At 73.6% G+C, this 23,946-nt stretch carries 21 protein-coding genes and 1 tRNA gene; 4 read left to right on the top strand and 18 right to left on the bottom strand.

Annotated elements, in window-relative coordinates; genetic code table 11:
* Positions 1 to 46: 46 nt before the first annotated feature.
* From O2W53_RS05185 to O2W53_RS05155, 7 genes are all read right to left on the bottom strand, one after another.
* Positions 47 to 142: transfer RNA gene (locus tag O2W53_RS05185), tRNA-OTHER, on the bottom strand.
* A gap of 64 nt (positions 143 to 206) precedes the next feature.
* On the bottom strand, positions 207 to 1,280 hold the full coding sequence (locus tag O2W53_RS05180; protein ID WP_269161956.1) for an ABC transporter ATP-binding protein: 1,074 nt from the start codon (positions 1,278 to 1,280) through the stop codon (positions 207 to 209).
* A gap of 107 nt (positions 1,281 to 1,387) precedes the next feature.
* Complete coding sequence (gene arfA, locus O2W53_RS05175) at positions 1,388 to 2,899, bottom strand: arabinosylfuranosidase ArfA (protein ID WP_269161955.1); 1,512 nt, start codon at positions 2,897 to 2,899, stop codon at positions 1,388 to 1,390.
* Between the two features lie 142 nt (positions 2,900 to 3,041).
* Complete coding sequence (locus O2W53_RS05170; RefSeq protein WP_269161954.1) at positions 3,042 to 3,968, bottom strand: carbohydrate ABC transporter permease; 927 nt, start codon at positions 3,966 to 3,968, stop codon at positions 3,042 to 3,044.
* Positions 3,965 to 4,921 (bottom strand): carbohydrate ABC transporter permease, encoded by a 957-nt coding sequence (locus O2W53_RS05165; protein ID WP_269161953.1) that lies wholly within the window; start codon positions 4,919 to 4,921, stop codon positions 3,965 to 3,967. Before O2W53_RS05165 ends, O2W53_RS05170 begins: the two co-directional genes overlap by 4 nt.
* 107 nt (positions 4,922 to 5,028) lie before the next feature.
* Entirely contained in the window at positions 5,029 to 6,387 is a 1,359-nt protein-coding gene (locus O2W53_RS05160) for an extracellular solute-binding protein (protein ID WP_269161952.1), read from the bottom strand.
* A 378-nt stretch (positions 6,388 to 6,765) separates the two neighbouring features.
* The gene (locus O2W53_RS05155) at positions 6,766 to 7,764 is read right to left on the bottom strand and encodes a LacI family DNA-binding transcriptional regulator (RefSeq protein ID WP_269161951.1); all 999 of its coding nucleotides are present in this window, start codon (positions 7,762 to 7,764) and stop codon (positions 6,766 to 6,768) included.
* Between the two features lie 182 nt (positions 7,765 to 7,946).
* On the opposite strand from O2W53_RS05155, the gene selD reads away from it, so the two are divergent.
* The 3 genes from selD (at position 7,947) to O2W53_RS05140 (ending at position 10,726) form a co-directional block, all read left to right on the top strand.
* A complete protein-coding gene (selD, locus tag O2W53_RS05150; RefSeq protein WP_269161950.1) occupies positions 7,947 to 8,954 on the top strand; it encodes a selenide, water dikinase SelD in 1,008 nt (335 codons plus the stop codon).
* A 160-nt stretch (positions 8,955 to 9,114) separates the two neighbouring features.
* Positions 9,115 to 9,693 carry a hypothetical protein gene (locus O2W53_RS05145; RefSeq protein ID WP_269161949.1) on the top strand — a complete coding sequence of 193 codons (579 nt, stop codon included), beginning with the start codon at positions 9,115 to 9,117 and terminating at the stop codon, positions 9,691 to 9,693.
* 67 nt (positions 9,694 to 9,760) lie between these two features.
* Positions 9,761 to 10,726 carry a zinc-binding dehydrogenase gene (locus tag O2W53_RS05140; RefSeq protein WP_269161948.1) on the top strand — a complete coding sequence of 322 codons (966 nt, stop codon included), beginning with the start codon at positions 9,761 to 9,763 and terminating at the stop codon, positions 10,724 to 10,726.
* A gap of 4 nt (positions 10,727 to 10,730) precedes the next feature.
* Here the strand turns inward: O2W53_RS05140 and O2W53_RS05135 are convergent, their stop codons facing one another.
* Both O2W53_RS05135 and lepA read right to left on the bottom strand, forming a co-directional pair.
* Positions 10,731 to 11,387 (bottom strand): MOSC domain-containing protein, encoded by a 657-nt coding sequence (locus O2W53_RS05135; protein ID WP_269161947.1) that lies wholly within the window; start codon positions 11,385 to 11,387, stop codon positions 10,731 to 10,733.
* The gene (gene lepA, locus O2W53_RS05130) at positions 11,384 to 13,231 is read right to left on the bottom strand and encodes a translation elongation factor 4 (protein WP_269161946.1); all 1,848 of its coding nucleotides are present in this window, start codon (positions 13,229 to 13,231) and stop codon (positions 11,384 to 11,386) included. Before lepA ends, O2W53_RS05135 begins: the two co-directional genes overlap by 4 nt.
* 211 nt (positions 13,232 to 13,442) lie before the next feature.
* On the opposite strand from lepA, the gene rpsT reads away from it, so the two are divergent.
* Positions 13,443 to 13,703 (top strand): 30S ribosomal protein S20, encoded by a 261-nt coding sequence (gene rpsT / locus O2W53_RS05125; RefSeq protein WP_269161945.1) that lies wholly within the window; start codon positions 13,443 to 13,445, stop codon positions 13,701 to 13,703.
* A gap of 153 nt (positions 13,704 to 13,856) precedes the next feature.
* Here rpsT and holA read toward each other — a convergent pair whose 3' ends face one another.
* The 9 genes from holA to O2W53_RS05080 form a co-directional block, all read right to left on the bottom strand.
* Positions 13,857 to 14,816, bottom strand: coding sequence for a DNA polymerase III subunit delta (gene holA / locus O2W53_RS05120; RefSeq protein ID WP_269161944.1), 960 nt, complete (start codon positions 14,814 to 14,816; stop codon positions 13,857 to 13,859).
* Positions 14,734 to 17,304 carry a ComEC/Rec2 family competence protein gene (locus tag O2W53_RS05115; protein ID WP_269161943.1) on the bottom strand — a complete coding sequence of 857 codons (2,571 nt, stop codon included), beginning with the start codon at positions 17,302 to 17,304 and terminating at the stop codon, positions 14,734 to 14,736. Before O2W53_RS05115 ends, holA begins: the two co-directional genes overlap by 83 nt.
* A 44-nt stretch (positions 17,305 to 17,348) precedes the next feature.
* Positions 17,349 to 18,200: a ComEA family DNA-binding protein gene (locus O2W53_RS05110; RefSeq protein WP_269161942.1), complete on the bottom strand. Its 852-nt coding sequence runs from the start codon at positions 18,198 to 18,200 to the stop codon at positions 17,349 to 17,351.
* Positions 18,201 to 18,338: 138 nt separating this feature from the next.
* Positions 18,339 to 19,259, bottom strand: coding sequence for a DegV family protein (locus O2W53_RS05105; protein WP_269161941.1), 921 nt, complete (start codon positions 19,257 to 19,259; stop codon positions 18,339 to 18,341).
* A 46-nt stretch (positions 19,260 to 19,305) separates the two neighbouring features.
* A complete protein-coding gene (locus O2W53_RS05100; RefSeq protein ID WP_269161940.1) occupies positions 19,306 to 20,076 on the bottom strand; it encodes a histidine phosphatase family protein in 771 nt (256 codons plus the stop codon).
* Positions 20,073 to 20,522, bottom strand: coding sequence for a ribosome silencing factor (gene rsfS / locus O2W53_RS05095; RefSeq protein WP_269161939.1), 450 nt, complete (start codon positions 20,520 to 20,522; stop codon positions 20,073 to 20,075). Before rsfS ends, O2W53_RS05100 begins: the two co-directional genes overlap by 4 nt.
* Positions 20,519 to 21,298 (bottom strand): nicotinate-nucleotide adenylyltransferase, encoded by a 780-nt coding sequence (nadD, locus tag O2W53_RS05090; RefSeq protein ID WP_269161938.1) that lies wholly within the window; start codon positions 21,296 to 21,298, stop codon positions 20,519 to 20,521. Before nadD ends, rsfS begins: the two co-directional genes overlap by 4 nt.
* 317 nt (positions 21,299 to 21,615) lie before the next feature.
* Positions 21,616 to 23,052, bottom strand: a complete 1,437-nt coding sequence (locus O2W53_RS05085) for a vWA domain-containing protein (RefSeq protein ID WP_269161937.1) — start codon at positions 23,050 to 23,052, stop codon at positions 21,616 to 21,618.
* The gene (locus O2W53_RS05080) at positions 23,052 to 23,936 is read right to left on the bottom strand and encodes an AAA family ATPase (protein ID WP_269161936.1); all 885 of its coding nucleotides are present in this window, start codon (positions 23,934 to 23,936) and stop codon (positions 23,052 to 23,054) included. The genes O2W53_RS05085 and O2W53_RS05080 overlap by 1 nt, the downstream gene beginning before the upstream one ends.
* Between the last annotated feature and the right edge of the window lie 10 nt (positions 23,937 to 23,946).

The following is a 23,946-nucleotide window of genomic DNA, read 5'->3' as shown; positions in this document are numbered from 1 at the left end:
GGTGGCCGTCGCGGAGCCGGCCCGAGGGCCGGCTCCGCGGAGCGGCTGGCGGAGACGGACGGGAATCGAACCCGCCTGACCGAGTTGCTCGGCCACGTCGGCTTTAGAGGCCGCGGGGGCCACCAGACACCCTGACGTCTCCGCCGCCGACCTTACGTCCCGGCGGCTGGACCGGCAGGTCCCACCCGTCCGGCGGGACCCGACGGTCAGTCCGCCAGCCGGGCCCCGTCGCTGCCGAAGAGGTGGACGTGGTCGGCCCGCGGCACGACGTGGACCCGCTCCCCCCGGCGGGGTGGCTGCCGGCCGTCGACGCGGACGGTGACCAGGGACTCGGTGCCCCCCTGGGTGAGCCGGCCGTAGACGTAGGCGTCGGCGCCCAGTTCCTCGACGACGTCGACCTCGACCGCGGCCCCCGAATCGGAGAGGTCGAAGTCCTCCGGGCGGACACCCAGGGTCATCGTGTCGCCGGCGTTGGCGGCCAGGACCTCCCGCGCCACCGGGTGGACCCGGTCGCCGAAGCGGACGCCCCCGTCGGTCACCGGCACCTCGAAGAGGTTCATCGCCGGTGAGCCGATGAAGCCCGCGACGAAGACGTTGGCCGGCCGGTCGTACAGCTCGCGGGGAGCACCGACCTGCATGAGCTCGCCGTCCTTGAGCACCGCGACCCGGTCGCCCATCGTCATCGCCTCGACCTGGTCGTGGGTGACGTAGACGGTGGTGATGCCCAGCCGGCGCTGCAGCGAGGCGATCTGGGTGCGGGTCTGCACCCGGAGCTTGGCGTCCAGGTTGGACAGCGGCTCGTCCATCAGGAAGACCTTGGGCTTGCGCACGATGGCCCGGCCCATGGCCACGCGCTGTCGCTGGCCACCGGAGAGCGCCTTGGGCTTGCGGTCCAGGTAGGGCTCGAGGTCCAGCAGCCTGGCCGCCTCCTCGACCCGGGCGCGGCGTTCCTCCTTGCCCATCCCGGCGATCTTCAGCGCGAAGCCCATGTTCTCGGCGACGGTCATGTGCGGGTAGAGCGCGTAGTTCTGGAACACCATCGCGATGTCCCGGTCCTTCGGCTCGACGTCGGTGACGTCCTTGCCGTCGATGAGGATGCGCCCCTCGTCGACCTGCTCCAGGCCGGCGAGCATCCGCAGGGACGTGGACTTCCCGCAGCCGGAGGGCCCGACCAGGATCAGGAACTCCCCGTCGGCCACGGTCAGGTCGAGCGAGTCGACCGCCAGCCGATCGGAGCCGGCGTAGGCACAGGTCGCTCGCTCATAGGTGACGGTCGCCATCGGGCGCACTCCTGGTGGTCGGGGATGCCGGGGATCCGGGCAGGGCGGACGAGGGAGAGGTGATCGGGTGCTCGGCGGGCGGGGCCGCTGAGCAGGCGGGCCGGGGGTCAGCCAAGGGAGACCGCCGTCCAGGACACCGGGGGCAGCTCGATGGTGAGGACGCCGTCCTGCAAGTGGGCGCTCTTGTTCGCCACCGGGGCGACCCGGGTCGGCTCGGCCAGGGTGTTGACCGCGTAGGGGTCGTCGTCGTTCAGGGTGTGCGTCTCCAGGACGCGCACGTCGCCGAGGCTGCGGGCGTCGACGGTCACCGTCGTCGGCCCCTCGATCGCCCGGTTGACCAGGAAGACCGCCGTGGCGCCGGTCTCCGGGTCGTGGGTGGCGACCGCGTCGACCAGGGGGACGTCGCCGTGCTCGGTCGTGCGGTACGTCTCGCTCGACAGCTCGACGCGCAGCGCGCTGCCCCGGGCCAGGCGGGAGGTCAGCGCGAAGGGGAAGAACGTCGTCTGCCGCCAGGCCGGGCCACCGGGCTCGGTCATGATCGGCGCGATGACGTTGACCAGCTGCGCCAGGCTGGCGGAGGTGACCCGGTCGGCGTGCTTGAGCAGCGAGATGAGCAGGCTGCCGACGACGATGGCGTCGGCGACGTGGTAGGCGTCCTCGAGCAGCCGGGGTGCGTAGGGCCACTGCTCGATGTCGGTGATCTGGTCCTCGGCGTGGAAGCGCTCCTGGTACCAGACGTTCCACTCGTCGAAGGCGATGTTGATCGTCTTGGCGCTGCGCAGCTCCGCCTTGACGTGGTCGGCGGTGGCGACGACGGACTCGATGAAGTGGTCCATGTCGACGGCCGAGGCGAGGAAGCCGGCCAGGTCGCCGTTGCGCTCGGCGTAGTAGGCGTGGCAGGAGATGAAGTCGACGTCCTCGTACGTGTGCTCCAGCACGGTGCGCTCCCACGCCCCGAACGTCGGCATGGCGGAGTTGGAGCTGCCGCAGACGACGAGCTCGACCGACGGGTCCAGCTGGCGCATGGCCTTGGCGGCCTGGGCGGCGATCTTCCCGTAGTCCTCCGCGCTGCGGTGCCCCAGCTGCCACGGGCCGTCCATCTCGTTGCCCAGGCACCACATCTTCACGCCGAAGGGCTCCGTGGTGCCGTCGGCGATCCGCTGGTCCGACAGGGCCGACCCGGACCGGACGTTGCTGTACTCGAGGAGGTCGAGGGCCTCCAGCACACCGCGGGTGCCGAGGTTGACCGCCAGCATCAGCTCGCTGCCGGCCTTGTCGTTCCAGCGGGCGAACTCGTGCAGGCCGACCTGGTTGGTCTCCAGCGAGTGCCAGGCCAGGTCCAGGCGCTTCGGTCGGTCCTCCCGCGGCCCGACGCCGTCCTCCCACCGGTAGCCGGAGACGAAGTTGCCGCCGGGGTAGCGGATCGTCGAGACCCCGAGCTCGCGGACCAGCTCCAGCACGTCGGTCCGGAAGCCCTCCTCGTCGGCCGTGGGGTGGCCGGGCTCGTAGAGGCCGTCGTAGACGCAGCGGCCCAGGTGCTCCACGAAGGAGCCGAAGACCCGTCGGTGGACGGCTCCGATCGTGAAGCGGGGGTCGAGCGTCAGCTGTGCGGTGGACATGGGGGTTCCTCAACGTGGGAGCGGCCGGGCCGCGCGGTGGGGTGACGGGCCTGGAGCAGGCACGCCAGAGGGAGGGGGCGCGCAGCACGGGGACGTGCCGCGCCGGCCGTGGCCCGACGCCGGTGGCGGGCCACCGGGGGGACTACTTGAGGCTGCCGATGGACAGGCCGCCCTGCCAGTACCTCTGCAGGCCGAGGAAGGCGGCGATCAGCGGGATGATCGACACGAGGGACCCGACGACGATCAGCGTGTAGAGCGAGACGCCGCCGCCGTTGTTGGCCCCGGCGAGCCCCTGCCAGAGGTTGATCCCGACGGTGATCGGGAAGAGCTCGGAGTCCGACAGGACGGCGAGGGGCAGGAAGTAGTTGTTCCAGGTGCCCACGACCGACAGCAGCAGCACCGTCACGATCGCCGGGCGCATGAGGGGCAGCGCGACCTGGAAGAACGTCCGGAACTCCCCCGCGCCGTCCATCCGGGCCGCGTCCAGCAGTTCGTCGGGCACGCCGTCGGCGGTGTAGACCCGCATCAGGTAGACGCCGAACGGGCTGAGCATCGACGGCAGGATCACCGCCCACGGGGTGTTGGTGAGCTCGACCTCCGACAGCATCACGAACGTGGGGATGACCAGCGCGGTCATCGGCACCATCACCGCGCCGAGCAGCAGCGCGAAGGAGATCCGCCGGCCCGGGAAGTCGAACTTGGCGAACGCGTACCCGGCGAGCACGGCCAGGACGGTGGCCCCGATGCCGCCGCCGAAGGCGTAGAGCAGCGAGTTGCCCAGCCACCTGAGGTAGATGCCGTCGTTGTAGGTGAACAGCGTCGAGAGGTTGTCGAAGAGGGCGAACTCCTCCCCGAACCACAGGGCACCGTTCGGCGAGTTGAACAGCCCACCGGGGCTCTTGGTGCTGGCCACCACGAGGAACCACAGCGGCAGCACGAAGTAGAGGACGAGGAAGGCGAGGAACAGGTGCGAGCCGGTACGACGCCGACGCGGGCGTCGGGCACGGCGGCCCTCCCGGAGGGCGTGGACCGCGTCGTCGGCGCGGACGGGGCTGGACAGGACGCTCACTTGAGGAACCCCCCACGCTTGCGGGTCAGGAAGAGGAAGACGTAGACGCCGATGAAGACGACGATGCCCAGGGCGAAGGAGATGGCCGAGGCGTAGTTGAACTGGGCGAACCGGAACGCCAGGTTGAAGGCGTAGACGTTCGGGGTGATGTCGGTGGTGATCGACCCGTTGGAGATCGGCAGCAGCACCTGTGGCTCGGTGAAGAACTGCAGGGTGCCGATGACGGCGAACACCAGGATCAGGACGAGCGCCGAGCTGATCATCGGGATCTTGATCCGGGTGGCGATCTGCCAGGCCTTCGCGCCGTCCATCCGGGCCGCCTCGTAGATGGCCGGGTCGATCCCCTGCAGCGCCGCGTAGATGATGATCATGTAGTAGCCGGCCCACTGCCAGGTCACCACGTTGGTCAGCCCGTAGAACAGGTTGTCCGGGCTCAGCAGGAACGGTGCGCTCTCCCCGAACAGCTGCTCCAGCGGCCCGAAGTTCGGGCTGTACAGGAAGCCCCACAGCACCGCACCGATGACGGCGGGGATCGCGTAGGGGATGAAGATCATGAGCCGGGAGAACTTGGCGAAGCGGCTGGTGAGCGAGTCGAGCACCAGGGCGGCGATCAGGGCGACCAGCATCTGGGCCGGGATGACCACGACGGCGAAGCGCACGACGAACCAGACACCGGACAGGAACGCCGGGTCGGTGAAGGCCCGGCTGTAGTTCGCCAGACCGGCGAACTCCTCGCCCGTGGCCAGCCCGTTGGTGAAGAGGCTGAGGTAGAAGGCGTACAGCAGCGGGCCGACCAGGAACAGCAGGAAGACCACGGCGAACGGGGCCAGGAACAGCCAGCCCACCATCCGGTTGCCGCGCTTCTTGCGCCGGGCCGTGCCCCGGCGTCCGGTGGCCGACGTGGCGCCTGCCGGCGGAGACACCGGCCGCTCTGCCGTGTCCAGCGTTGCCATCACCGTCTCGCTCTCGTTCGTCCTGGGGAGGTGGGGGTGTCCGGTCCCGGAGGGGGTGCTGCGCCCCCTCCGGGACCGGACGGACTCGTCCGGCTGGGCCGACGGCCTCAGTTGAGCGTGAAGCCCTGCTGCTCGGCGTAGGCCTCCATCTCGGCCTGCAGGTCGTCCAGCGCCTCCGAGCCGGTCTTCTCACCGGCGTTGATGGCGGCGATCTCCTCGGTGAACTGGGCGTAGAACGTGGTGCCGAAGGGGCTGTAGGTCGACCCCTCGTAGGCGTTCGCCGCCGGGATGTAGACGTCCTTGTTGGCCGTCTGGCCGGCGAAGAACTCCGACTCGTGGTCGATGAACTCCTGCGAGTTCAGCACCGACTGGTTCAGCGGGAAGATCGTCTGCGACGTCCACCCGTCGGTCAGCGACGGCTCGTCTGCGTAGAGCTCCTTCGCGACCTGCGCGGCCAGCTCCGGGTCCTCCGCCTGGCTGGTCACCGCGAGGACCGAACCACCCCAGTTGACCGAGACGGGGTTGGCCGGGTCCCACTGCGGCAGCGGGGCGACGCGCCAGGTGCCCGCGTCCGCACCCTCACCCGCACCGGCGCCGGTCAGGTAGCCGGGGGCCCAGGCGGCGGAGATGTAGGTGGCGTAGTCGCCGTTAATCGCACCGGAGATGTACTCGGTGGTGAACTGGTCCTGGGTGCCGATGAGCCCGTCCTCGACCAGGCCGGCCCAGTAGTCCAGCACCTCCTTGCTCTCCGGGCTGTTGAGGTCGATCTCCAGCTCGGTCGGGTTCGCCGAGTCGTAGGTCCACGGCTCCGCGCCGTTCTGCTGCATCAGCGCCACGGTGGGGGCCGGGACGTTCGCCGGGAGGTCGCCCATCAGCGGCCCACCGGCCGCCTTCAGCTTCTCCGCCGCGGCGCGGTACTCGTCCCAGGTGGTGGGCGGGGTGATGCCGTACTGGTCGAAGATGTCCTGGCGGTACATCATCGCCATCGGGCCACCGTCGATCGGGATGCCGTACACCGCGTCGCCGCTGGAGACGTCGCGCCAGGCACCCTCGCCGAAGTTGTCCTCGACCTCGCTGGCGCCGTACTCGCTCAGGTCGACCAGCGCCTCCTGGAGGGCGAAGACCGGGACGGTGTCGGTCTCCAGCATGATCACGTCCGGGGCGCCGCGGCCGGCCGAGACGGCGGTCTGGAACTTGGCGTACTCGTCGGCCCCCTGGCCGGCGTTGGTGAGACAGACCTGCACGTCGGTGTGGGTGTCGTTGAAGTTCTCCACCACCGTCTTCATGTTCGGGTACCACGCCCACACGGAGACGACCGGCGCCTCCTCGTTGGCGATCGGCACGCTGCACGACCCACCGCCGCCGCCGCTGGCGGCGGCCTCGCCGTCCCCGCCGCCGCCACAGGCGGTGAGGCCGGTCATGACGGTCCCCGCACCGAACAGTGCGGTCATGATCTTCTTGTTCACGGGAGGTCCCTCTCGGAGTGACGGCCACGGACGCCGTCGTCGGTGGCTGGAGCCGGCTGCACGTTCGACTCCCGGTGGAGCGAGGTGCGGCGAGCTGCAGTGGGCGAGGGTGTCGCCCAGCGCCGCGCGCGGGTTCGCCCGGTCGCTGGGTGGTGACCGGGAGCAGACGCCGGAGCGCCGCACACGTTGGCGACTGTGCCCTGGAGCACGTTCTACAACGTTGTGAAGAGCAATGTGGTCCATCCCACGACCGGTGTCAAGAGGCTCTTCGCAACGCGCCGACAGGGCAGGCGGGGGCGCCGCGGGACTGCCCGAGCGACCGGCTCGCGGGCTCACCCCGGGGACGGCGCCCGGGACCAACGCCCGGCGATCGAGGCCTCAGGTGGACTCGCGCTGGACGATCGAGTAGCCCACTTCCACGTGCTGCGGGGCGATGCCCCGGTCGGCGATCCGCTGCACGACCGCCTCAACGGCCCGCTCGGCGATCTCCCGGCGGCCCGGGTCGACGGTGGTGAGCGTCGGCTGGGAGAACATTCCGTCGTCGGTGTTGTCGAAGCCGATCACCGCGACGTCGTCGGGGACCCGCCGGCCGGCCGCGATCAGGGCGTGCATGGCACCCAGGGCGAGGGTGTCGTTGAAGGCGAACACGGCGTCGAAGTCCACCCCGGAGGCGATCAGCGCCTGCGCCGCCTCGGCACCCTCCCGCCGATGCCACAGCTCTGCCGGGCCCAGCAGCCGCTCGTCGAACGGGATGCCCGCCGCGTCCAGCGCCGCCCGGTACCCCTGCAGGCGCAGCCCGGCCGAGCCGATCACCTCGCCGGGGTGGGACCCGACGACCGCGATGCGCCGGCGACCGCGGGCGAGGAGGTGCTCGGTGGCGGCCCGCGCGGCCGCCACGTTCTGCATGGTCACGTGGTCGACCGAGGGGTGGAAGATGCGTTCCCCGAGGAGCACCAGCGGGGTGTCGATCTCGACCAGCGAGGCGTCCTCGGCGCTGAGCCCCAGCGGGCTGAACAGCAGCCCGTCCACCATCCGGAGCCGGGCGCTGCCGAGCAGGTCGAGCTCCCGCTTGCGGTCCCGGTTGGTCTGCTCGATGAGCACGACCAGGCCCCGGCGCTCGGCCGCCCGGATCACCTCGTCGGCGAGCTCGGCGAAGTACGGCAACCGCAGCTCGGGGACGGCGAGGCTGATCGCGTCGCTGCGGCCCGACCGGAGGCTGCGCGCCGACAGGTTCGGCTGGTACCCCAGCTCCGCGATGGCCTCCTGCACGCGCTGCCGGGTGCTGGGGCGGACGTGCGGGTAGTCGTTCACCACGTTGGACACCGTCTTGAAGGAGACCCCCGCAAGGCGGGCCACGTCGTGCAGCGTGGCGACCACGTACCCGCTCCTCCCGTCGCGACCAGGCGCTCCGGCGCTGACTCGGCAGGTCCGGGGTGGTCCCGGCCGCACTGGTCCTCCGGGAGACTGCCACAGCGCGGCACCGCCGGGGATCCTGGACGAGGCGTCCCACACACCCGGGTGACCACACCAGGCCGGACAGCGGCCTAGATTCGACGACCGTGACCGCCACTGCACCGCCCGTCCGGCTGACCCAGTACGCCCACGGCGGCGGCTGCGCCTGCAAGATCCCGCCCGGCGAGCTCGAGGCGGTCGTCGCCGGGCTCACCGCCACCGGCCCGGACCACCCCGCGGCCGAGCTGGTCGTCGGCCTGGACGACGGGGACGACGCCGCCGTGGTGCGGATCGCCGGCGGTCAGGGGCTGGTCCTCACCACCGACTTCTTCACCCCCGTGGTCGACGACGCGTACACCTTCGGCCGGATCGCCGCGGCCAACGCGCTCTCCGACGTCTACGCGATGGGCGGCACCCCGGTCATGGCCGTGAACCTGCTCGGCTGGCCGCGGGACGTGCTCCCGGCCGAGCTGGCCGCGGAGGTGCTGCGCGGCGGACTGGAGGTCGCGCACGCGGCGGGCTGCCACGTCGGCGGCGGCCACTCCATCGACGACCCCGAGCCGAAGTACGGCATGGCGGTCACCGGCCTGGTCGACCTGGACCGGCTGATCCGCAACGACGCCGCCGTCGCGGGGACGGCGCTGTCGCTGACCAAGCCGCTGGGCGTGGGCGTGCTGAACAGCCGGCACAAGAACACCGGCGAGGTGTCGGCCGAGGCAGTGGCCTCGATGACCGCGCTCAACGCCGAGGCGTCGGTGGCCGCCGTCGCCGCCGGGATCCGGGCGGGCACCGACGTCACCGGCTTCGGCCTGCTCGGCCACCTGTACAAGATGGCCCGCGCCAGCGGGGTGACCGCGGTGGTCGACGCCGCCGCCGTCCCCTACCTGGCCGGGGCCCGGCAGGCGCTGGCCGACGGCTGGGTCTCCGGCGGCACCCGGCGGAACCTGGACTGGGTGCGCCCGCACGCCGACCTGTCCGCGGTCAGCGACGACGAGGCGCTCCTGCTGGCCGACGCCCAGACCTCCGGCGGGCTGCTGCTCGGCGGCGAGGTGCCCGGCGCCCCGGTGATCGGTGAGTTCGTCGCCCAGCAGGAGTTCGCCGTCGTCGTCCGCTGACCTCCAGGGCGCCAGCGTGTCCCCGGCGACGCGCCGGGCGACCGGTCACTCCCGCGCCGGACGACGTCCCCGACCGGCCTCGACCGCTGCATCCTCCCGGCGGGCCCGCGGCCGCGACGAGGCGGCCGGCTGATCGACCGGCCCGTCGAGAGGACAGGTCATGCGGACGACGACACGATCCTGGATCCGCGGCAGCACCGGGCTGGCGCTGCTGCTGCTGGGGGCCGGCCCGGCCGCGGCGTCGCCGCCCGGCCAGGACTCCGGGAGCGGGCCGCCGGCCAGTGCCATCGGCTACGCCACGGCCCTGCTGTACGGCGAGAACCGGACCGGCGAGGGCGGCGCGGAGAGCCTGTTCGAGGCTTACGCACCGGCCGGCGTGCCGGCGTTCGCCCGGGGCGAGGTGTTCATCGGGGGCTACGAGTGCCTCACCGAGGGCTCGGTGCCGGCGCAGGTGACCGGGCTGCAGTCCGCACGGGCCACCGGCTGGCTCCGCTACGACTGCGGCTCCGCCGAGGGCACGGTCCGGGGGTACGCCATCGTGCACCTGTCCTGGACGGGACAGGGCGAGGTCACCCAGCAGTCCTGGACCGACGAGATGGGCTGCACCGTCACCCTGCAGGTCCGCCCGGCCCGGGTGACCGGCGGCATGCTCGCCGTGGTGCCCGGCGTCGGGTCGGCGGTGCTCACGCTCAACGCCCCGGCCGACGCCGACATCCGGCAGGAACGGGTCACCTGCTGAGCAGACCCCCTGGGGGGCGGGGGTGACCCGCGTCGCAGCGGCGGCGGTACTCGGTTAGCGTCCGCTCATGCTCGCTGCGTTCGTCGCCACCCCCGCCCCCGAGGACCCGCTCTCCGTGCTGGAGGTCGGTGACCGGCCAGAGCCCGAGGCCCCCGAGGGCTGGACGACGGTGCAGGTGAGGGCGGTCTCGCTGAACCACCACGACCTGTTCAGCCTGCAGGGCATCGGCCTGCCACAGGAGCGGATGCCGATGATCCTGGGCACCGACGCGGCCGGCACCGACCCGGACGGCAACGAGGTGGTGGTGCACGGCGTCGTCGCCAGCCCGGGCTGGACCGGTGACGAGACGATGGACCCGAAGCGGTCGCTGTTCTCCGAGGTGCACCAGGGGACGATGGCCGAGCGGGTCGTCGTCCCGAAGCGGAACGTCGTCCCCAAGCCGGCCGAGCTGTCCTTCGCCGAGGCGGCCTGCCTGCCCACCGCCTGGCTGACCGCCTACCGGATGCTCTTCGTCCGGTCCGGGCTGCGCCCCGGGTCCACGGTCCTCGTGCAGGGGGCCAGCGGCGGGGTCGCGACGGCGCTGATCAAGCTCGGCAGCGCAGCCGGCTACCGGGTCTGGGTCACCGGCCGCAGCGAGGAGAAGCGGACGGCGGCGCTCGCGCTGGGCGCGGACCAGGCGTTCGAGACCGGCGCCCGACTGCCCGAGCGGGTGGACGGCGTGATGGAGACCGTCGGTGAGGCCACCTGGTCGCACAGCATCAAGTCGCTCAAGCCCGGCGGCGTGGTGGTGACCTGCGGGGCGACCACCGGCTTCAACCCCGGCGCCGAGCTGAACCGGGTGTTCTTCACCCAGCTGTCGGTGATCGGCTCGACGATGGGCACCCGGGACGAGCTCGACGACCTGATCCAGATGTGCCGGATCACCGGGGTGCGGCCGCAGATCGACGTGGAGCTGCCGCTGTCGGAGGCCCGGGACGGCTTCGCGCGGATGCTCGAGGGCCGCACCGCCGGGAAGATCGTCTTCACGGTCTGACCGGTCAGGCCCGGGCGGCGACCCGCTTGTCGATCTTGGCGGCGAGCGCCGGCTGGGCCCTCGTCGGCAGGTACCGGAGGACCGGGGCCAGCTCGGGCAGCCGCGACTTCTGGGTCATCACGATCCGGAAGGCGGTCTCCACGGTGATCCCGTGGTCGGGGCGGGACACGACCTGGACGTCGTCCCCCGCTCCGAGCTCGCCGGTCTGCAGCACGCGCAGGTAGGCGCCGGTGGCGCCGTGCGCGGCGAACCGCTTCACCAGGTCGGGCACGCCCCAGAACCGGGCGAAGTTGGCGCACGGGGTGCGCCAGGCGGTCACCTGGAGGAGCGCCGTCCCGACCTGCCACTGCTCGCCGAGGACGGCGTTGCGCAGGTCGAGCCCGGTGGTGCGCAGGTTCTCCCCGAACCGACCTGGCGGCAGGTCCCGGCCGAGCTCGGTCTCCCACCAGTCGGCGTCGGCCTGGGCGTAGGCGTAGACCGCCTGGCCCTCGCCGCCGTGGTGCTTCTTGTTGACCTGGACGTCGCCGTCCAGCCCCAGCTCGCCGACGGCGACCCGGCCGGCCACCGGCGCCTTGTCGATGCCGCTGCGGTCGGGGCGCCGGCCGGGCAGCGGCAGCAGGTCGGCGCCGGAGACACAGACCGCGGTGACGCGCCCGCTCACTTCGGCTTGGCGGCCGTCGACTCGTTGGTGGAGAGCGCGGCCACGAAGGCCTCCTGGGGGACCTCGACGCGGCCGACCATCTTCATCCGCTTCTTGCCCTCCTTCTGCTTCTCCAGCAGCTTGCGCTTGCGGCTGATGTCACCGCCGTAGCACTTGGCCAGCACGTCCTTGCGGATGGCGCGGACGGTCTCGCGGGCGATCACCCGGGCGCCGACGGCGGCCTGGATCGGCACCTCGAACTGCTGGCGCGGAATGAGCTCACGGAGCTTGCCGGCCATCAGCACGCCGTAGCTGTAGGCCTTGTCGGCGTGCACGATCGCGGAGAAGGCGTCGACGGCCTCGCCCTGCAGCAGGATGTCGACCTTCACCAGCTTCGACTCCTGCTCACCGGCCTCGGCGTAGTCCAGCGAGGCGTAGCCGCGGGTGCGGGACTTCAGCGCGTCGAAGAAGTCGAAGATGATCTCGCCGAGCGGCAACGTGTAGCGCAGCTCGACCCGGGACTCCGACAGGTAGTCCATGCCACCGAGCTGGCCGCGGCGGCCCTGGCAGAGCTCCATGATCACGCCGGTGTAGTCGCTCGGCGCGATGATCGTGGCCTTGACGATCGGCTCGTAGATCGTGCCCAGCTTGCCGCCCGGCCAGTCGCTCGGGTTGGTCACCGTGATCTCGGAGCCGTCCTCCATGACCACCCGGTAGACCACGTTGGGTGCGGTGGAGATCAGGCTGATGCCCGCCTCGCGCTCCAGCCGCTCGCGGACGATCTCCAGGTGCAGCAGGCCCAGGAAGCCGACCCGGAAGCCGAAGCCCAGGGCCGCCGACGTCTCCGGCTCGTAGGTCAGCGCGGCGTCGTTGAGCAGCAGCTTGTCCAGGGCCTCCCGCAGCAGCGGATAGTCGCTGCCGTCGATCGGGTAGAGCCCGGAGTAGACCATCGGCTTCGGGTCGCGGTAGCCGCCGATCGACTCGGCCGCCGGCTTGTGCTGGAGGGTGACGGTGTCACCGACGCGGGACTGACGGACGTCCTTCACCCCGGTGATGAAGTAGCCGACCTCGCCGATGCCCAGGCTCGCGACCTGCTTGGGCTCCGGGGCGATGACGCCGATCTCCAGCAGCTCGTGCGTGGCACCCGTCGACATCATCTTGATCTTGTCGCGCGCGGAGATCCGGCCGTCGACGACGCGCACGTAGGTGATGACGCCGCGGTAGATGTCGTAGACCGAGTCGAAGATCATCGCCCGGGCGGGGCCGTCGGCGTCGCCGGTCGGCGCGGGGATCTCCTGCACGATCCGGTCGAGCAGCTCCGGCACGCCCTGCCCGGTCTTGCCGCTGACCCGCAGCACGTCGTCGGGGTCGCAGCCGATGATGTGCGCGATCTCCGCGGCGTACTTCTCCGGCTGCGCCGCGGGCAGGTCGATCTTGTTGAGCACCGGGATGATCGTGAGGTCGTTCTCCAGCGCCAGGTAGAGGTTCGCCAGCGTCTGGGCCTCGATGCCCTGAGCGGCGTCGACGAGCAGGACGGCACCCTCACAGGCGGCGAGCGAGCGGGAGACCTCGTAGGTGAAGTCGACGTGGCCCGGGGTGTCGATCATGTCGAGCACGAACTCGGTGCCGGTGTCGTCGCCGGTGCGGGGCGTCCAGGGCAGGCGGACGTTCTGCGCCTTGATGGTGATGCCGCGCTCGCGCTCGATGTCCATCCGGTCGAGGTACTGGGCGCGCATGTTGCGCCCCTCGACGAGCCCGGTCACCTCGAGCATGCGGTCGGCCAGCGTCGACTTGCCGTGGTCGATGTGGGCGATGATGCAGAAGTTCCGGATCCGGGCGGGATCGGTGGAGGCAGGAGTCGTCACAGTGCGCCCATCGTCCCACGGACTCCGCCCCGGTAGAGCGATTGCCCGGGATGGCGTCGTCGGGCGCCTCCTGTGCAGCTGCCTCGCGCCTGCGCGGTTGGGTCACCGGCGGCGGGCTGGTATCTTGTGAGGCCGGTCCGCGCTGCGCTTCGTTGTGCCGTGGACGCACTGTCAGAAGTACACCTCCCTGCGACACATCCGAGGCTCACGCGTGGCGAACATCAAGTCCCAGATCAAGCGGATCAAGACCAACGAGATCGCTCGTCAGCGCAACGTCGCTGTCCGCTCCGCCCTGAAGACGCAGGTGCGGCGTTTCCGCACGGCCGCCGACGCCGGGGACAAGGCAGCGGCCGATGCCGCCCTCGCGACCGCCTCGAAGGCCCTGGACAAGGCGGCCAGCAAGGGCGTCATCCACAAGAACCAGGCTGCGAACCGCAAGTCGGCGCTGGCCAAGAAGGCCGCCAGCCTCTGAGCTGCGCGCACCGCTCCGCGACGAGCCCCCTCCCTGCTGGGAGGGGGCTCGTCGCGTTTCTGGACCCGCCCCGTCCTCCGGGCACCACCTCCGGCCGAGCGAGCCGCCGGCCACGACGCCGGGCCGGGGTGGACGGACGGTGGGCTCGAGACGTCAGCGCAGCGCGCGGGCCCGACCGCCGGCCGCGGCGGCACGGATGCCCACGATCCGACGGACAGCCCGTTCCAGCGCGTAGTCGGCGCTGGCGGCAGCGCCCTTCACGTCGGCGTTGAGCTCGGCGACCACCCCGATCGCCTGCTGCAGCCCGTCGATGCTCCAGCCCCGCGCCTGCGCCTGCGCCTTCTTCACCTTCCACGGCGGGAGCTTGAGCTGACGGGCCAGCTCACCGATGTTGCTGGTGTTCAGCGACGCGACCCGGGCCGCCGTGCGCACCCCGTCGGCCAGCGCATCGGCGATCAGCACGTGCGCCACCCCGCGGTCCAGGGCCCACCGCAGCATCTCCACCGAGCCGGCCATGTCACCGACCAGCACCCGTTCGGCGACGGTGAACCCGGTGACCTCGGCCTGGCCCCGGTGGAAGCGGGCGACGGCGTCGGCGTCGACGACCCCACCGAAGTCCGACACCAGCTGACTGGCGGCGGCCGACAGCCCGCGGAGGTCGTTGCCGACCGCGTCCAGCAACGCGGTCACCGCATCCGGGGTGATCTTGCCGCCGGCGAAGCGCACCTCGTTGCGCACGAAGGCGACCCGTTCCCCCGCCGAGCTGATCTTCGGGCACTCGTCGACCGCCGCCCCGGCCGCCTTGAACGCCTTCAGCAGGGCCTCGTTGCGCTTCCCGCCGTTGTGCACGACGACCAGCGTGAGCTCCGGGTCGGGCTCCTTGGTGTAGCTCACCAGGGAGTCGGCCAGCGCCGCCGCGGACTCCTGCACCCCGGTGACGACGACCAGCCGGTGTCCGCCGAACAGGGAGGGCGCGAGCACGTCGGCCAGCTGGCCGATCGCCAGCCCGGCCGCGGGGAGCTCGTGCTCCTCACTGTCGGGGTGGCGCTCGCGGACCGCCGCGCGCACGGCGGAGACCGCCCGCGCGCGCAGCAGCTCCTCCTCGCCCACCACGACCCGGAGCCGGGAGGTCGGAGCCGGAGGTGCCGCTGTTGCCACGGGGCCATGCTGCCACGGGGCGCCGACGGGTCCGGGGCGCTCCCGCGCCCGGTCGTGGCGCACCCGGCGTACCCGGGGCGGGTGGCTCGGCCGCAGCGGTGGCGCGCAGCACGGCGTCCGGCCCCCGCACCGCCACTCCCCACTCCCCCGCCCGGCCGACCACCGCGACGTCGCCGTCCCGGTCGGTCCGGTGGGTGCGCATCCCGGCGTCGGCCAGCCAGTCCAGCAGCCGCCGGGTGGGGTGGCCGTAGCTGTTGTCGGCGCCCACCGAGATCAGCGCGACGGCCGCCCCGCTGGCGGCGAGGAAGCCCGGATCGGCGTCCGCGCTGCCGTGGTGCGGCACCTTGAACACGTCGGCGCCCAGGTCGAGGCCGGCCGCCACCAGATGCGCCTCCGCCTCCGCGCCGAGGTCGCCGGTGAGCAGCACCCGGACTCCGCGCTGGGTGGCCCGGACGACGAGGCTCAGGTCGTTGGGCTCGGCTCCGGCGACGGCCTCGGCCGGATCGGGGGCCAGCACCTCGAGGTCGGCGCTGCCGACCGTGCGCCGGTCGCCCGGCAGGAGGACCACATGGCGCGCACCCGCCCCGGCCACCGCCCGGTCCAGCTGGGACACCCGTTCGTCGTCGGGCGCCAGCGTCCCGGTGGCCACCTCCCCGACGTCCCGCCCCGCCAGCGCGCCGGCCAGCCCGCCCACGTGGTCGGCGTCCAGGTGCGAGAGCACGACCAGCGGCAGCCGCTGCACCCCGAGCCGGCGCAGGCAGCCATCGATGAGGGCCGGGTCCGGCCCCGCGTCGACCAGCACCGCCTCACCCGGTCCGGTCGGCAGCACGAGCGCGTCACCCTGACCGACGTCGCAGGCCACCACGACCGTGTCCGGCAGCGGCCAGCCCCGGCTGAGCTGGCGCAACGGCCAGCCGACCAGCACGACGCCCACCAGGGCGGCCAGCGCCAGCGGGCGCAGCCGGGGCCAGCGCCGCAGTGCCCAGACCACGCCGGTCAGGACGACGGCCAGCAGGACCGCGCCCCGGGTGCCGGCCGGCCAGCCGGTGGCGCCGTCGGGCACGGCCGCGGCGCGCTCGGCGACGACGACCAGCCAGCGCACCGGCCAACCGGCGACCCAGGTGAGCGCATCGGCCAGCCAGGGCGCTGCGGGCGACACCAGGGCGGCCAGCACGCCCAGCACGGTCGCCGGGGCCACCGCGGGCGCGGCCAGCAGGTTGGCCGGCAGGGACACCAGGCTGACCAGCCCGGAGAGACCGGCGATCAGGGGCGCGGTGACCACGCCGGCGGCCGCACTGACCGCGACGGCGTCCGCCAGCGGACGGGGCGCGCGGTGGCGGCGGAGCGCCCGGGACCAGCCCGGCGCCAGCAGCACGATCGCCGCCGTGGCGGAGACCGACAGCGCGAACCCGACGTCGGTCGCCAGCCCCGGTGCCAGGAGCAGCAGCACCAGGACGGTGACCGCCAACGCCGGGACCGCGGCACGGGACCGGCCGGAGGCCAGCGCCAGCACCGCCACCGCGCCCATGGCTGCAGCCCGCAGCACGCTGGCCCCCGGGCGGGCGAGGACGACGAACCCGGCGATCGCCAGGCCCGCGGCCAGCGCCTGCCACCGCCGGTCGACCGCCCGCGCCCGCAGCGGCCACAACACCAGCGCCACCACGATCGCCACGTTGGCCCCGGAGACGGCCGTCAGGTGCGCCAGGCCCGCGACCCGAAACTCCTCCACCAGGGCGGGGTCCATGGCGCTGGTGTCGCCCACGACCAGGCCGGGGAGCAGGCCCGCGGGGCGATCGGGCAGGGTGCGGGCAGCCGAGTCGGCCAGCCCGGCGCGCAGGGACCCGGCTGCGTCCTGCACCAGACCCGGCGCACCGACCGGATCGGGTGGTGACCGCGCCGACAGCACGGCCACGACGTCGTCGGTCGGCTCGGCCGGTCGCACCAGGACGTGGAGTCGCACCGACTGACCGGGGAGCAGCCCGGCCCACTCCTCCGCCGGGCCGAAGAGCAGCACCGGGTCGTCCATGAACCGGCCGGCGGCCTGGGAGACGGTGCCGTCGACGATCACCCGAGCCGGTCCGGCACCGGCCACCGGCCGCGGGTCGTCGGTCAGCTCCATGACCACCTCGACGACCGATCCGCGGTCGGCGAGCGTCAGCAGGGGTGACGCCGCCCGCGCCTGGGCCCGGACCGCCGCGGCGGCCCCGGTGACGGTGACCGCGGCCAGGCACCCGATGACGACGCCGCGGGCCGCGACCCCTCGGAGCGTGCCGGCGCGGCCGGGTCCGCCGGCCAGCAGCAGACCAGCGGCACCGAGGGCCGCGACCACCGCGAGGGGAAGGAGCAGCCCGGCGGGCAGCTGGGGTGCCAGCAGGGTCAGCACCCACACGGTGGCCGCGGGTGGGACGAGCCGGAGGTCGAGCCACGACCACCGCTCCGTCACCGGCACCCGGTGGACCGGGCGCCGGGCACCCGGCGCTGGCCTGGTCAGACCCGCACCCGCTCGGCCAGGTCGGCGAAGATCGCCGGTCCGATGCCGCTGACGTCGTCCAGCCGGTCGACGCTGGTGAACGGCCCATGGGCGGAGCGGTGGTCGACGATCCGCTGGGCGAGCACGGGGCCGATCCCCGGCAGCGCGTCCAGCTCCGCGACGGTCGCGGTGTTCAGGTCCACCAGGGCCCCGCCCGCCGCTGCGCCGCCCGCCGGCTCCGCGCCGGCCACCGCCCCGGGCACCCCGACGGCGATCTGCTGCCCGTCGGAGACCACGGCAGCCGCGTTCACCGACGCAGGGTCGGCCTCGGGCAACAGCCCGCCGGCCGCCGCCAGCGCATCGGCCACCCGCGCCCCGGCCGGCAACGTGACCAGGCCCGGGGTGCCGACCAACCCGACGACCGAGACCACGACCGTGCCGGTCGGTACGCCGGGTGCGGGGGCAGCCGAGGCAGGTGGCACCGGGCTCGCGGTGGCCACCGCAGCACCGCTCGACGCAGCGGCCGGCACCTGGTCGACGACCGGGCGGTCGACCCACGTCCAGCCGACGACGACGACCGCCGCCAGCACCGCGACTCCCCACAGCGCCCAGGCGCCCGGACGACCGGGGTCGAGGCGGGCAGCACGCCCGGGAGCGCGGTGCCGGCCGAGCCCCGCGGGCAGGTGTGCGGGTTCGACGGGCTGGGTCGCCCGGTCGTCCTCGTCCTCCGGCCAGCCACCGTCGTCGGACGGCCCACCCGGCTCGTCCGCGTCGGGGACCCAGCCCCCGGACTGCCCCTCCGCCAGCAGGGCCCGGAGCCGTGCCCGGATGACGTCGGAGTCGTCGCTGCGACGGGCAGGAGGGCGCACGGCACGGACGCTAGGGAGCCGCCGCCGCCCCCGCCGAGGCCCGCGGGCAGGTTGTGGACGGCGGGCACCGTTGTGGACGGCGACCCCCGCGCAGTGCCAGGACCGCCGGACCGTGGCCGGGTGCCCGAGCTCCCGCCCTCAGTCCTGCCCGTGCGCCGACGGGTCCGGCGGTGGCGCGTCCGCCGGCCGCTGTCCCGCCTGGGTCGCGGGCCGGGGCGTGGGGTCGACGACCACCCCGACCGCTCCGGGCCCGACGTGCGCCCCGACAGCGGCCCCCAGCTCGCTGACGTACAGCTCGGTCAGCGCCGGGAGCCGGGCGGCGAGCTGGTCGGCGAGCCGTTGCGCGCGCTCAGGGGCGGCGAGGTGGTGCACCGCCGCCGCCACCGGCGCGTCACCGGCCACGTCGGCCGCGCGCTGGACCAGCCGGTTGAGCGCGCGGGCCGAGGTGCGCACCTTCTCCAGGGCGACCACCTGGCCGTCGGTCACGTGCAGTACCGGCTTCACCGCGAGGGCACTGCCCAGCAGGGCGGCCGCTGCACCGATCCGCCCGCCGCGCCGCAGGTGCTCCAGGGTGTCGACGACGAAGAAGGTGCGGGTCGCCGCCGCCGTCTGCCGCGCCGCCTCGGCCACCTCGGCGGCCGAGGCGCCGTCCGCCGCGGCCCGGGCGGCGGCCAGCACGGCGAACCCGGTGCCCATCGCGGCCGACCGGGAGTCCAGCACGGTCACCAGGTGCTCACCGACCTGCGCCGCCGCCACCCGGGCGGCGTCCCACGTGCCCGACAGCTCCCCGGACAGGTGCACCGACACCAGCCGGTCGGCGCCGCCGTCCAGCAGCCGCCGGTAGACGGCGACGAAGTCCCCCGGCGTCGGGCGGGACGTGCTGACGTGCCCGCCCCGGACGGCCAGCGAACGGGCGACCTCGGCGGAGGTGACGTCGCTGCCCTCCCGGCCGGACCGCCCGGCGAGCACCACGTACAGCGGCACGACCTCGATGCCGAAGTGCTCGACGACGTCGGCCGGCAGGTAGGCCGTCGAGTCGGTGACCACGGCGACGGACATGGCGCGAGGCTAGCCGCGTGGTGCGCGGCGCCGCGGGAGTGGCTGGTCAGCCGGCGTCAGCGTCGGTCGCCGGTGCGCCCTCCTCGGGGCTGGCTCCCGCCCGCGGCGCGTCGGGGGCGTCGGTGGCCGAGGGCTCGGGGAACGGACCACGGTCACCGGTCGCCCGCACGCCGCCCTCCACGCCCTCCGGCGTCGGCGCCGACAGGTTGTGCCGCATCAGCCGCCAGCCCGAGGCCTGGAAGGACAGCTCGCTCCAGTGGCAGTTGCCCAGCGGCCCGAAGACCCGCTTGTGCTCCGCCCCCAGCCCCAGCAGCGCCTCGATCAACCGGCCGGCCGTCCCGCCGTGGGTCACCAGCACGGCCGTGGCCGCCGGCGGCAGGTCGGCCACGGCCGCCAGTGCCCGCGCGGCGACGTCGGCCTGCGCCTCTCCGCCGCGCTCGGGCACCGGGCGGCCGGCCATCCAGTCGGCGTACTGCCCCGGGTGCCGGTCGGCCACCTCGTGCCGGGTCAGGCCCTCCCAGCTGCCCAGCCCGTGCTCGCGCAGCCGCTCGTCGATGCGCAGCTGCACGCCCAGCAGCGGGGCCAGCGCACCGGCCGTGTCGACCGCGCGCTGCAGGTCGCTGGAGACCAGCAGCACCTCCTGGCCCTCCAGCAGGGCGGCGACGTGCGGTGCGGTGCGTGCGGCCTGGGCCCGCCCCTCGGCGTCCAGGGGCGGGTCGAGCTGGCCCTGGAAGCGCCCGGCGGCGTTCCACTCGGTACGGCCGTGCCGCCACACGAGCAGCCGGGGCACCGCCGGGGCGTCGGCGCCCCCGGTCACCGGCCGGACTCGCCCGGGGCGTCCTCGCCGCTGCCCTCATCGGCGGCGGCAGCCTCCTGCTCAGCGGGCGTCGGGGCGGCAGGGACCGCGCCGTCGGTGAACGGGATCACCGGGCAGTCCTTCCAGAGCCGCTCGAGGGCGTAGTAGGCGCGCTCCTCGGCGTGCTGCACGTGCACGACGACGTCGACGAAGTCCAGCAGCACCCACCGCCCCTCGGCCATGCCCTCGCGGCGGACCGGCTTCACACCGTGCTCGCGCAGGCGCTCCTCCACCCCGTCGACGATCGACTGGACCTGACGTTCGTTGGGCGCCGAGGTCAGGACGAACGCGTCGGTGATCGCCAGGCGGTCACTGACGTCGACGATCGAGACATCGGTGGCGAGCTTGTCGGCGGCGGCCTGCGCTGCGATGAGCGCGGTCTCGCGTGCCTCGTCCGAGGCGGTCATCGGGGGATCTCCTGCAGGTCGGGGGACGGATCGTCCCCGTGGGTGGGGGTGTCGCTCAGGTCGGGGGCCGCGGTCTCACGGTGGTCGGTGGCCGCGGTCTCCCGGTGGTCGAGGGCCACGAGCCGCTCGGCCGGGAAGCCACCGACCCGCGGGGCGGTGTCGGGCAGCAGCTCGTCGGGCCCGGCCGCGCCGGGGTGGTACAGCCCGCGCTTCTCGATGTACTGGACCACACCGTCGGGCACCAGGTACCAGACGGGCCGTCCCCGGCGCACCCGGTCGCGGCAGTCGGTGGAGCTGATCGCCAGCGCCGGCACCTCGACCAGGCTGACCGCACCGCGCGGGAGGTCGGCGTCGGCCAGCTGGTACCCGGGCCGGGTGACGCCCACGAAGTGCGCCAACTGGAAGAGCTTGTCCGTCTCCCGCCAGCCCACGATCTGGGCGAGCGCGTCGGCGCCGGTGATGAAGAACAGCTCGGCGTCGGGGTGCAGGCGGTGGAGATCGGTCAGGGTGTCGATGGTGTACGTCGGCCCGCCCCGGTCGACGTCGACCCGGCTGACGGAGAAGCGCGGGTTGGAGGCGGTCGCGATCACGGTCATCAGGTAGCGGTCCTCGGCAGGGCTCACGCCCCGGTCGGACTTCTGCCAGGGCTGACCGGTCGGCACGAAGACGACCTCGTCGAGCCCGAACAGCCCGGCGACCTCGCTGGCGGCCACCAGGTGCCCGTGGTGGATGGGGTCGAACGTGCCGCCCATCACCCCGAGTCGACGTCCTGCCACCGATCGAGCCTAGCCCGGCGCTGCCGGAGCCGGTCGTCCGACCACCGGCTCCGGCGACCAGCGGGAGGGGCACGACGGCCGGGTGCTGCCGGTGTGCGCCGGTCGGCGACCGGCTCCCCCGTGCCGCCGCTCGCCACCCGGGGAACGCCGCGTGATCGCGCACCCCGTGCTCCGGCCCCGTCGTCCACCCTGCCGTCGTGCCCGATCGGACGATGCCGTCTGGTTCCTGGGTCCGCAGGGAGGAGCTCCCATGGGAACGATTCCGTCGGCGTGTCGTCATGTTCGCCGGACGCACCCCGGGCGACCGAGGCCCCGACTCAGAGGGTGGTGACGAAGTCCGCCAGCTGCGCCGCGGTGCGGACCTCCACCATCGGGATGACGTCGGCGTACCGGTCGGCGGCCGAGTCGCCGCTCCCCCACAGCCGGCGCGGCTCCGGGTTGAGCCAGTGGGCCGACCGCGACCGCCGCACCAGGTCGGCCAGCGTCGGCAGGCCCGGGTGCCGGTAGTTGGTGCGACCGTCGCCGAGCACCAGCAGCGACGTCTTCGGCCCGACCGCCGCCGGCCACCGCTCGGCGAAGACCTCCAGCGCGTTGCCGTAGTCGCTGTGCCCGTCGAAGCTGACCACGTCGGCCTCCCGGCCGATCCGGGCGATCGCGTCGACCACGTCGGCCCCGGGGGTGAAGAACCGGGTCACCTCGTCGGTGGAGTCGACGAAGGCGAAGGCCCGCACGCCGCTGAAGTGCTCGCGCAGCGCCTGGGTCAGCATCAGGGTGAAGTGGCTGAAGCCGGCCACCGAGCCGCTGACGTCGCAGAGCACCACCAGCTCGGGCTTGTGCACCGCCCGCGGCCGGTGGTGCGTGACCAGCGGCATCCCGCCGGTGGCCAGCGAGGCGCGCACCGTGCGGCGGAAGTCCAGCCGCCCGGCCCGGCCCAGCCGCCGGCGGGCCGACAGCCGCACGGCCAGCCGCCGGGCCAGCGGCGCCACGGTGCGGCGCAGCTCGGCGAGGTCGGCCTGCTGGGCGCGGAGGAAGTCGACCTGGTCGGCCATCGGGCGGACGGCGTTGCGGGCGACCTTGTCCCGCCCCTTCTCCGCGGCGGTGCGGCGCCGCACCTCGGCCTCCACCGCCGTCCGGAACGCCGCGATCCGCTCCTTCGCCGTCGACCGGGCCACCTGCTCGGCCAGCCCGCCGGTCTCACCGCCGGCGAGCATCCCGGCCAGCAGCTGCGCCACCAGCGTGTCCGGCGACAGTGCGCGCAGCACCCGGTAGCTGAAGAACGACTGCCCCGAAGGGGTGGGCGCCCCGGCGCCGAGCTGGTCGACCGCGAGCCGGGCGAACCGGCGCAGCGCCTCCTCGTCCCCCTCCAGCAGCAGCCGCAGCAGCTCGGCGCGCAGCGCCGCGGCCAGGGCACCCGGGTCGCCCACCGGCAGCGGTCCGTCGGTGCCGGGCTCGCCGTCCTCGCCGCCGTCCCCGGCTCCGTCGTCGTCCGCGACGGGCACCGGCCGGTCGGTCAGCGGCCACCAGAGGTCGAACAGCACGTCGAAGACCTCGCGCTGGGCGGCCCGGCGGAGCAGCACCGCGGCCAGGCCGTGCCGCAGCTGCTCCCGGTCGAGCAGGTCGACGACGGTGAGCACCTGGGCGGCGTCCACCGCCTGGCTGATCCCGACCGGGACGCCGGCCTCCCGCACTGCGCGCACGAAGCCGTCGAGGTGCCCGACCAGCCCACCCGGCTCCACGGCGGCTCCCGGCGGCATCAGTTCAGCCGGAGCTCGGCGGCGGCCCGGGCCTGGTCACTGGCGTGCTTGAGCACCACGCCCAGCGTCGAACGCATCGCCGACTCGTCCAGGGTGTCCAGGCCGAGGGCCAGCAGCGTCTGCGCCCAGTCCAGCGTCTCGGAGATCGACGGCGACTTCTTCAGCTCCAGCGCCCGCAGGGCCCGGACCGTGCGCACCAGCTGGTCGGCCAGGCCCGGAGCCAGGTCGGGCACCCGGGACAGCACGATCTCCCGCTCCCGCTCGGCGCTCGGGTAGTCCAGCGCCAGGTACAGGCAGCGCCGCTTGAGCGCCTCGGACAGCTCGCGGGTGGCGTTGGAGGTGAGCACCACCAGGGGACGGCGGGTGGCGGTGATCGTGCCCAGCTCGGGGATGGTGACCTGGAAGTCGCTGAGCACCTCCAGCAGCAGGCCCTCCACCTCGACGTCGGCCTTGTCGGTCTCGTCGATGAGGAGCACGGTCGGGTCGGTGCGCCGGATGGCGGTCAGCAGCGGCCGGGCGAGCAGGAACTCCTCACCGAAGACGTCGTCGTGCACGGTGTCCCAGTCGGCACCGCCGGTGCCCGCCGCGGAGATCCGGAGCAGCTGCTTCTTGTAGTTCCACTCGTACAGCGCCCGCGCCTCGTCCAGGCCCTCGTAGCACTGCAGCCGGATGAGCTCCGAGCCCGTCGCGGCGGCCATCGCCTTGGCCAGCTCGGTCTTGCCCACCCCGGCCGGGCCCTCCACCAGCAGCGGCTTGCCCAGCCGGTCCGCCAGGAAGACGGTCGTGGCGATCTGGGCGTCGGGCAGGTAGCCGGCGGCCGACAACCGCGTCGTCACGTCCGCCACGTCGGCGAACTGGGCGGCGTGCGTGGGCGTGCGGGACATGCGGCTCCTC

This window comes from Modestobacter sp. VKM Ac-2978, from assembly GCF_026968025.1.
In the GTDB taxonomy this organism is placed as follows: domain Bacteria; phylum Actinomycetota; class Actinomycetes; order Mycobacteriales; family Geodermatophilaceae; genus Modestobacter.
Note: the sequence above shows the minus strand (reverse complement) of the source record. Positions and strands in the feature narration are given on the sequence as shown.

Excerpts from the sequence above, each read along its gene's own strand:
- O2W53_RS05145 (WP_269161949.1), top strand. The coding sequence starts at position 9,115 with ATGCGGACGACGACACGATCCTGGATCCGCGGCAGCACCGGGCTGGCG.
- rsfS (WP_269161939.1), bottom strand. The coding sequence starts at position 20,522 with ATGACCGCCTCGGACGAGGCACGCGAGACCGCGCTCATCGCAGCGCAG.
- O2W53_RS05165 (WP_269161953.1), bottom strand. The coding sequence starts at position 4,921 with ATGGCAACGCTGGACACGGCAGAGCGGCCGGTGTCTCCGCCGGCAGGC.
- O2W53_RS05085 (WP_269161937.1), bottom strand. The coding sequence starts at position 23,052 with ATGCCGCCGGGAGCCGCCGTGGAGCCGGGTGGGCTGGTCGGGCACCTC.
- arfA (WP_269161955.1), bottom strand. The coding sequence starts at position 2,899 with ATGTCCACCGCACAGCTGACGCTCGACCCCCGCTTCACGATCGGAGCC.
- O2W53_RS05080 (WP_269161936.1), bottom strand. The coding sequence starts at position 23,936 with ATGTCCCGCACGCCCACGCACGCCGCCCAGTTCGCCGACGTGGCGGAC.
- O2W53_RS05140 (WP_269161948.1), top strand. The coding sequence starts at position 9,761 with ATGCTCGCTGCGTTCGTCGCCACCCCCGCCCCCGAGGACCCGCTCTCC.
- O2W53_RS05180 (WP_269161956.1), bottom strand. The coding sequence starts at position 1,280 with ATGGCGACCGTCACCTATGAGCGAGCGACCTGTGCCTACGCCGGCTCC.
- O2W53_RS05105 (WP_269161941.1), bottom strand. The coding sequence starts at position 19,259 with ATGTCCGTCGCCGTGGTCACCGACTCGACGGCCTACCTGCCGGCCGAC.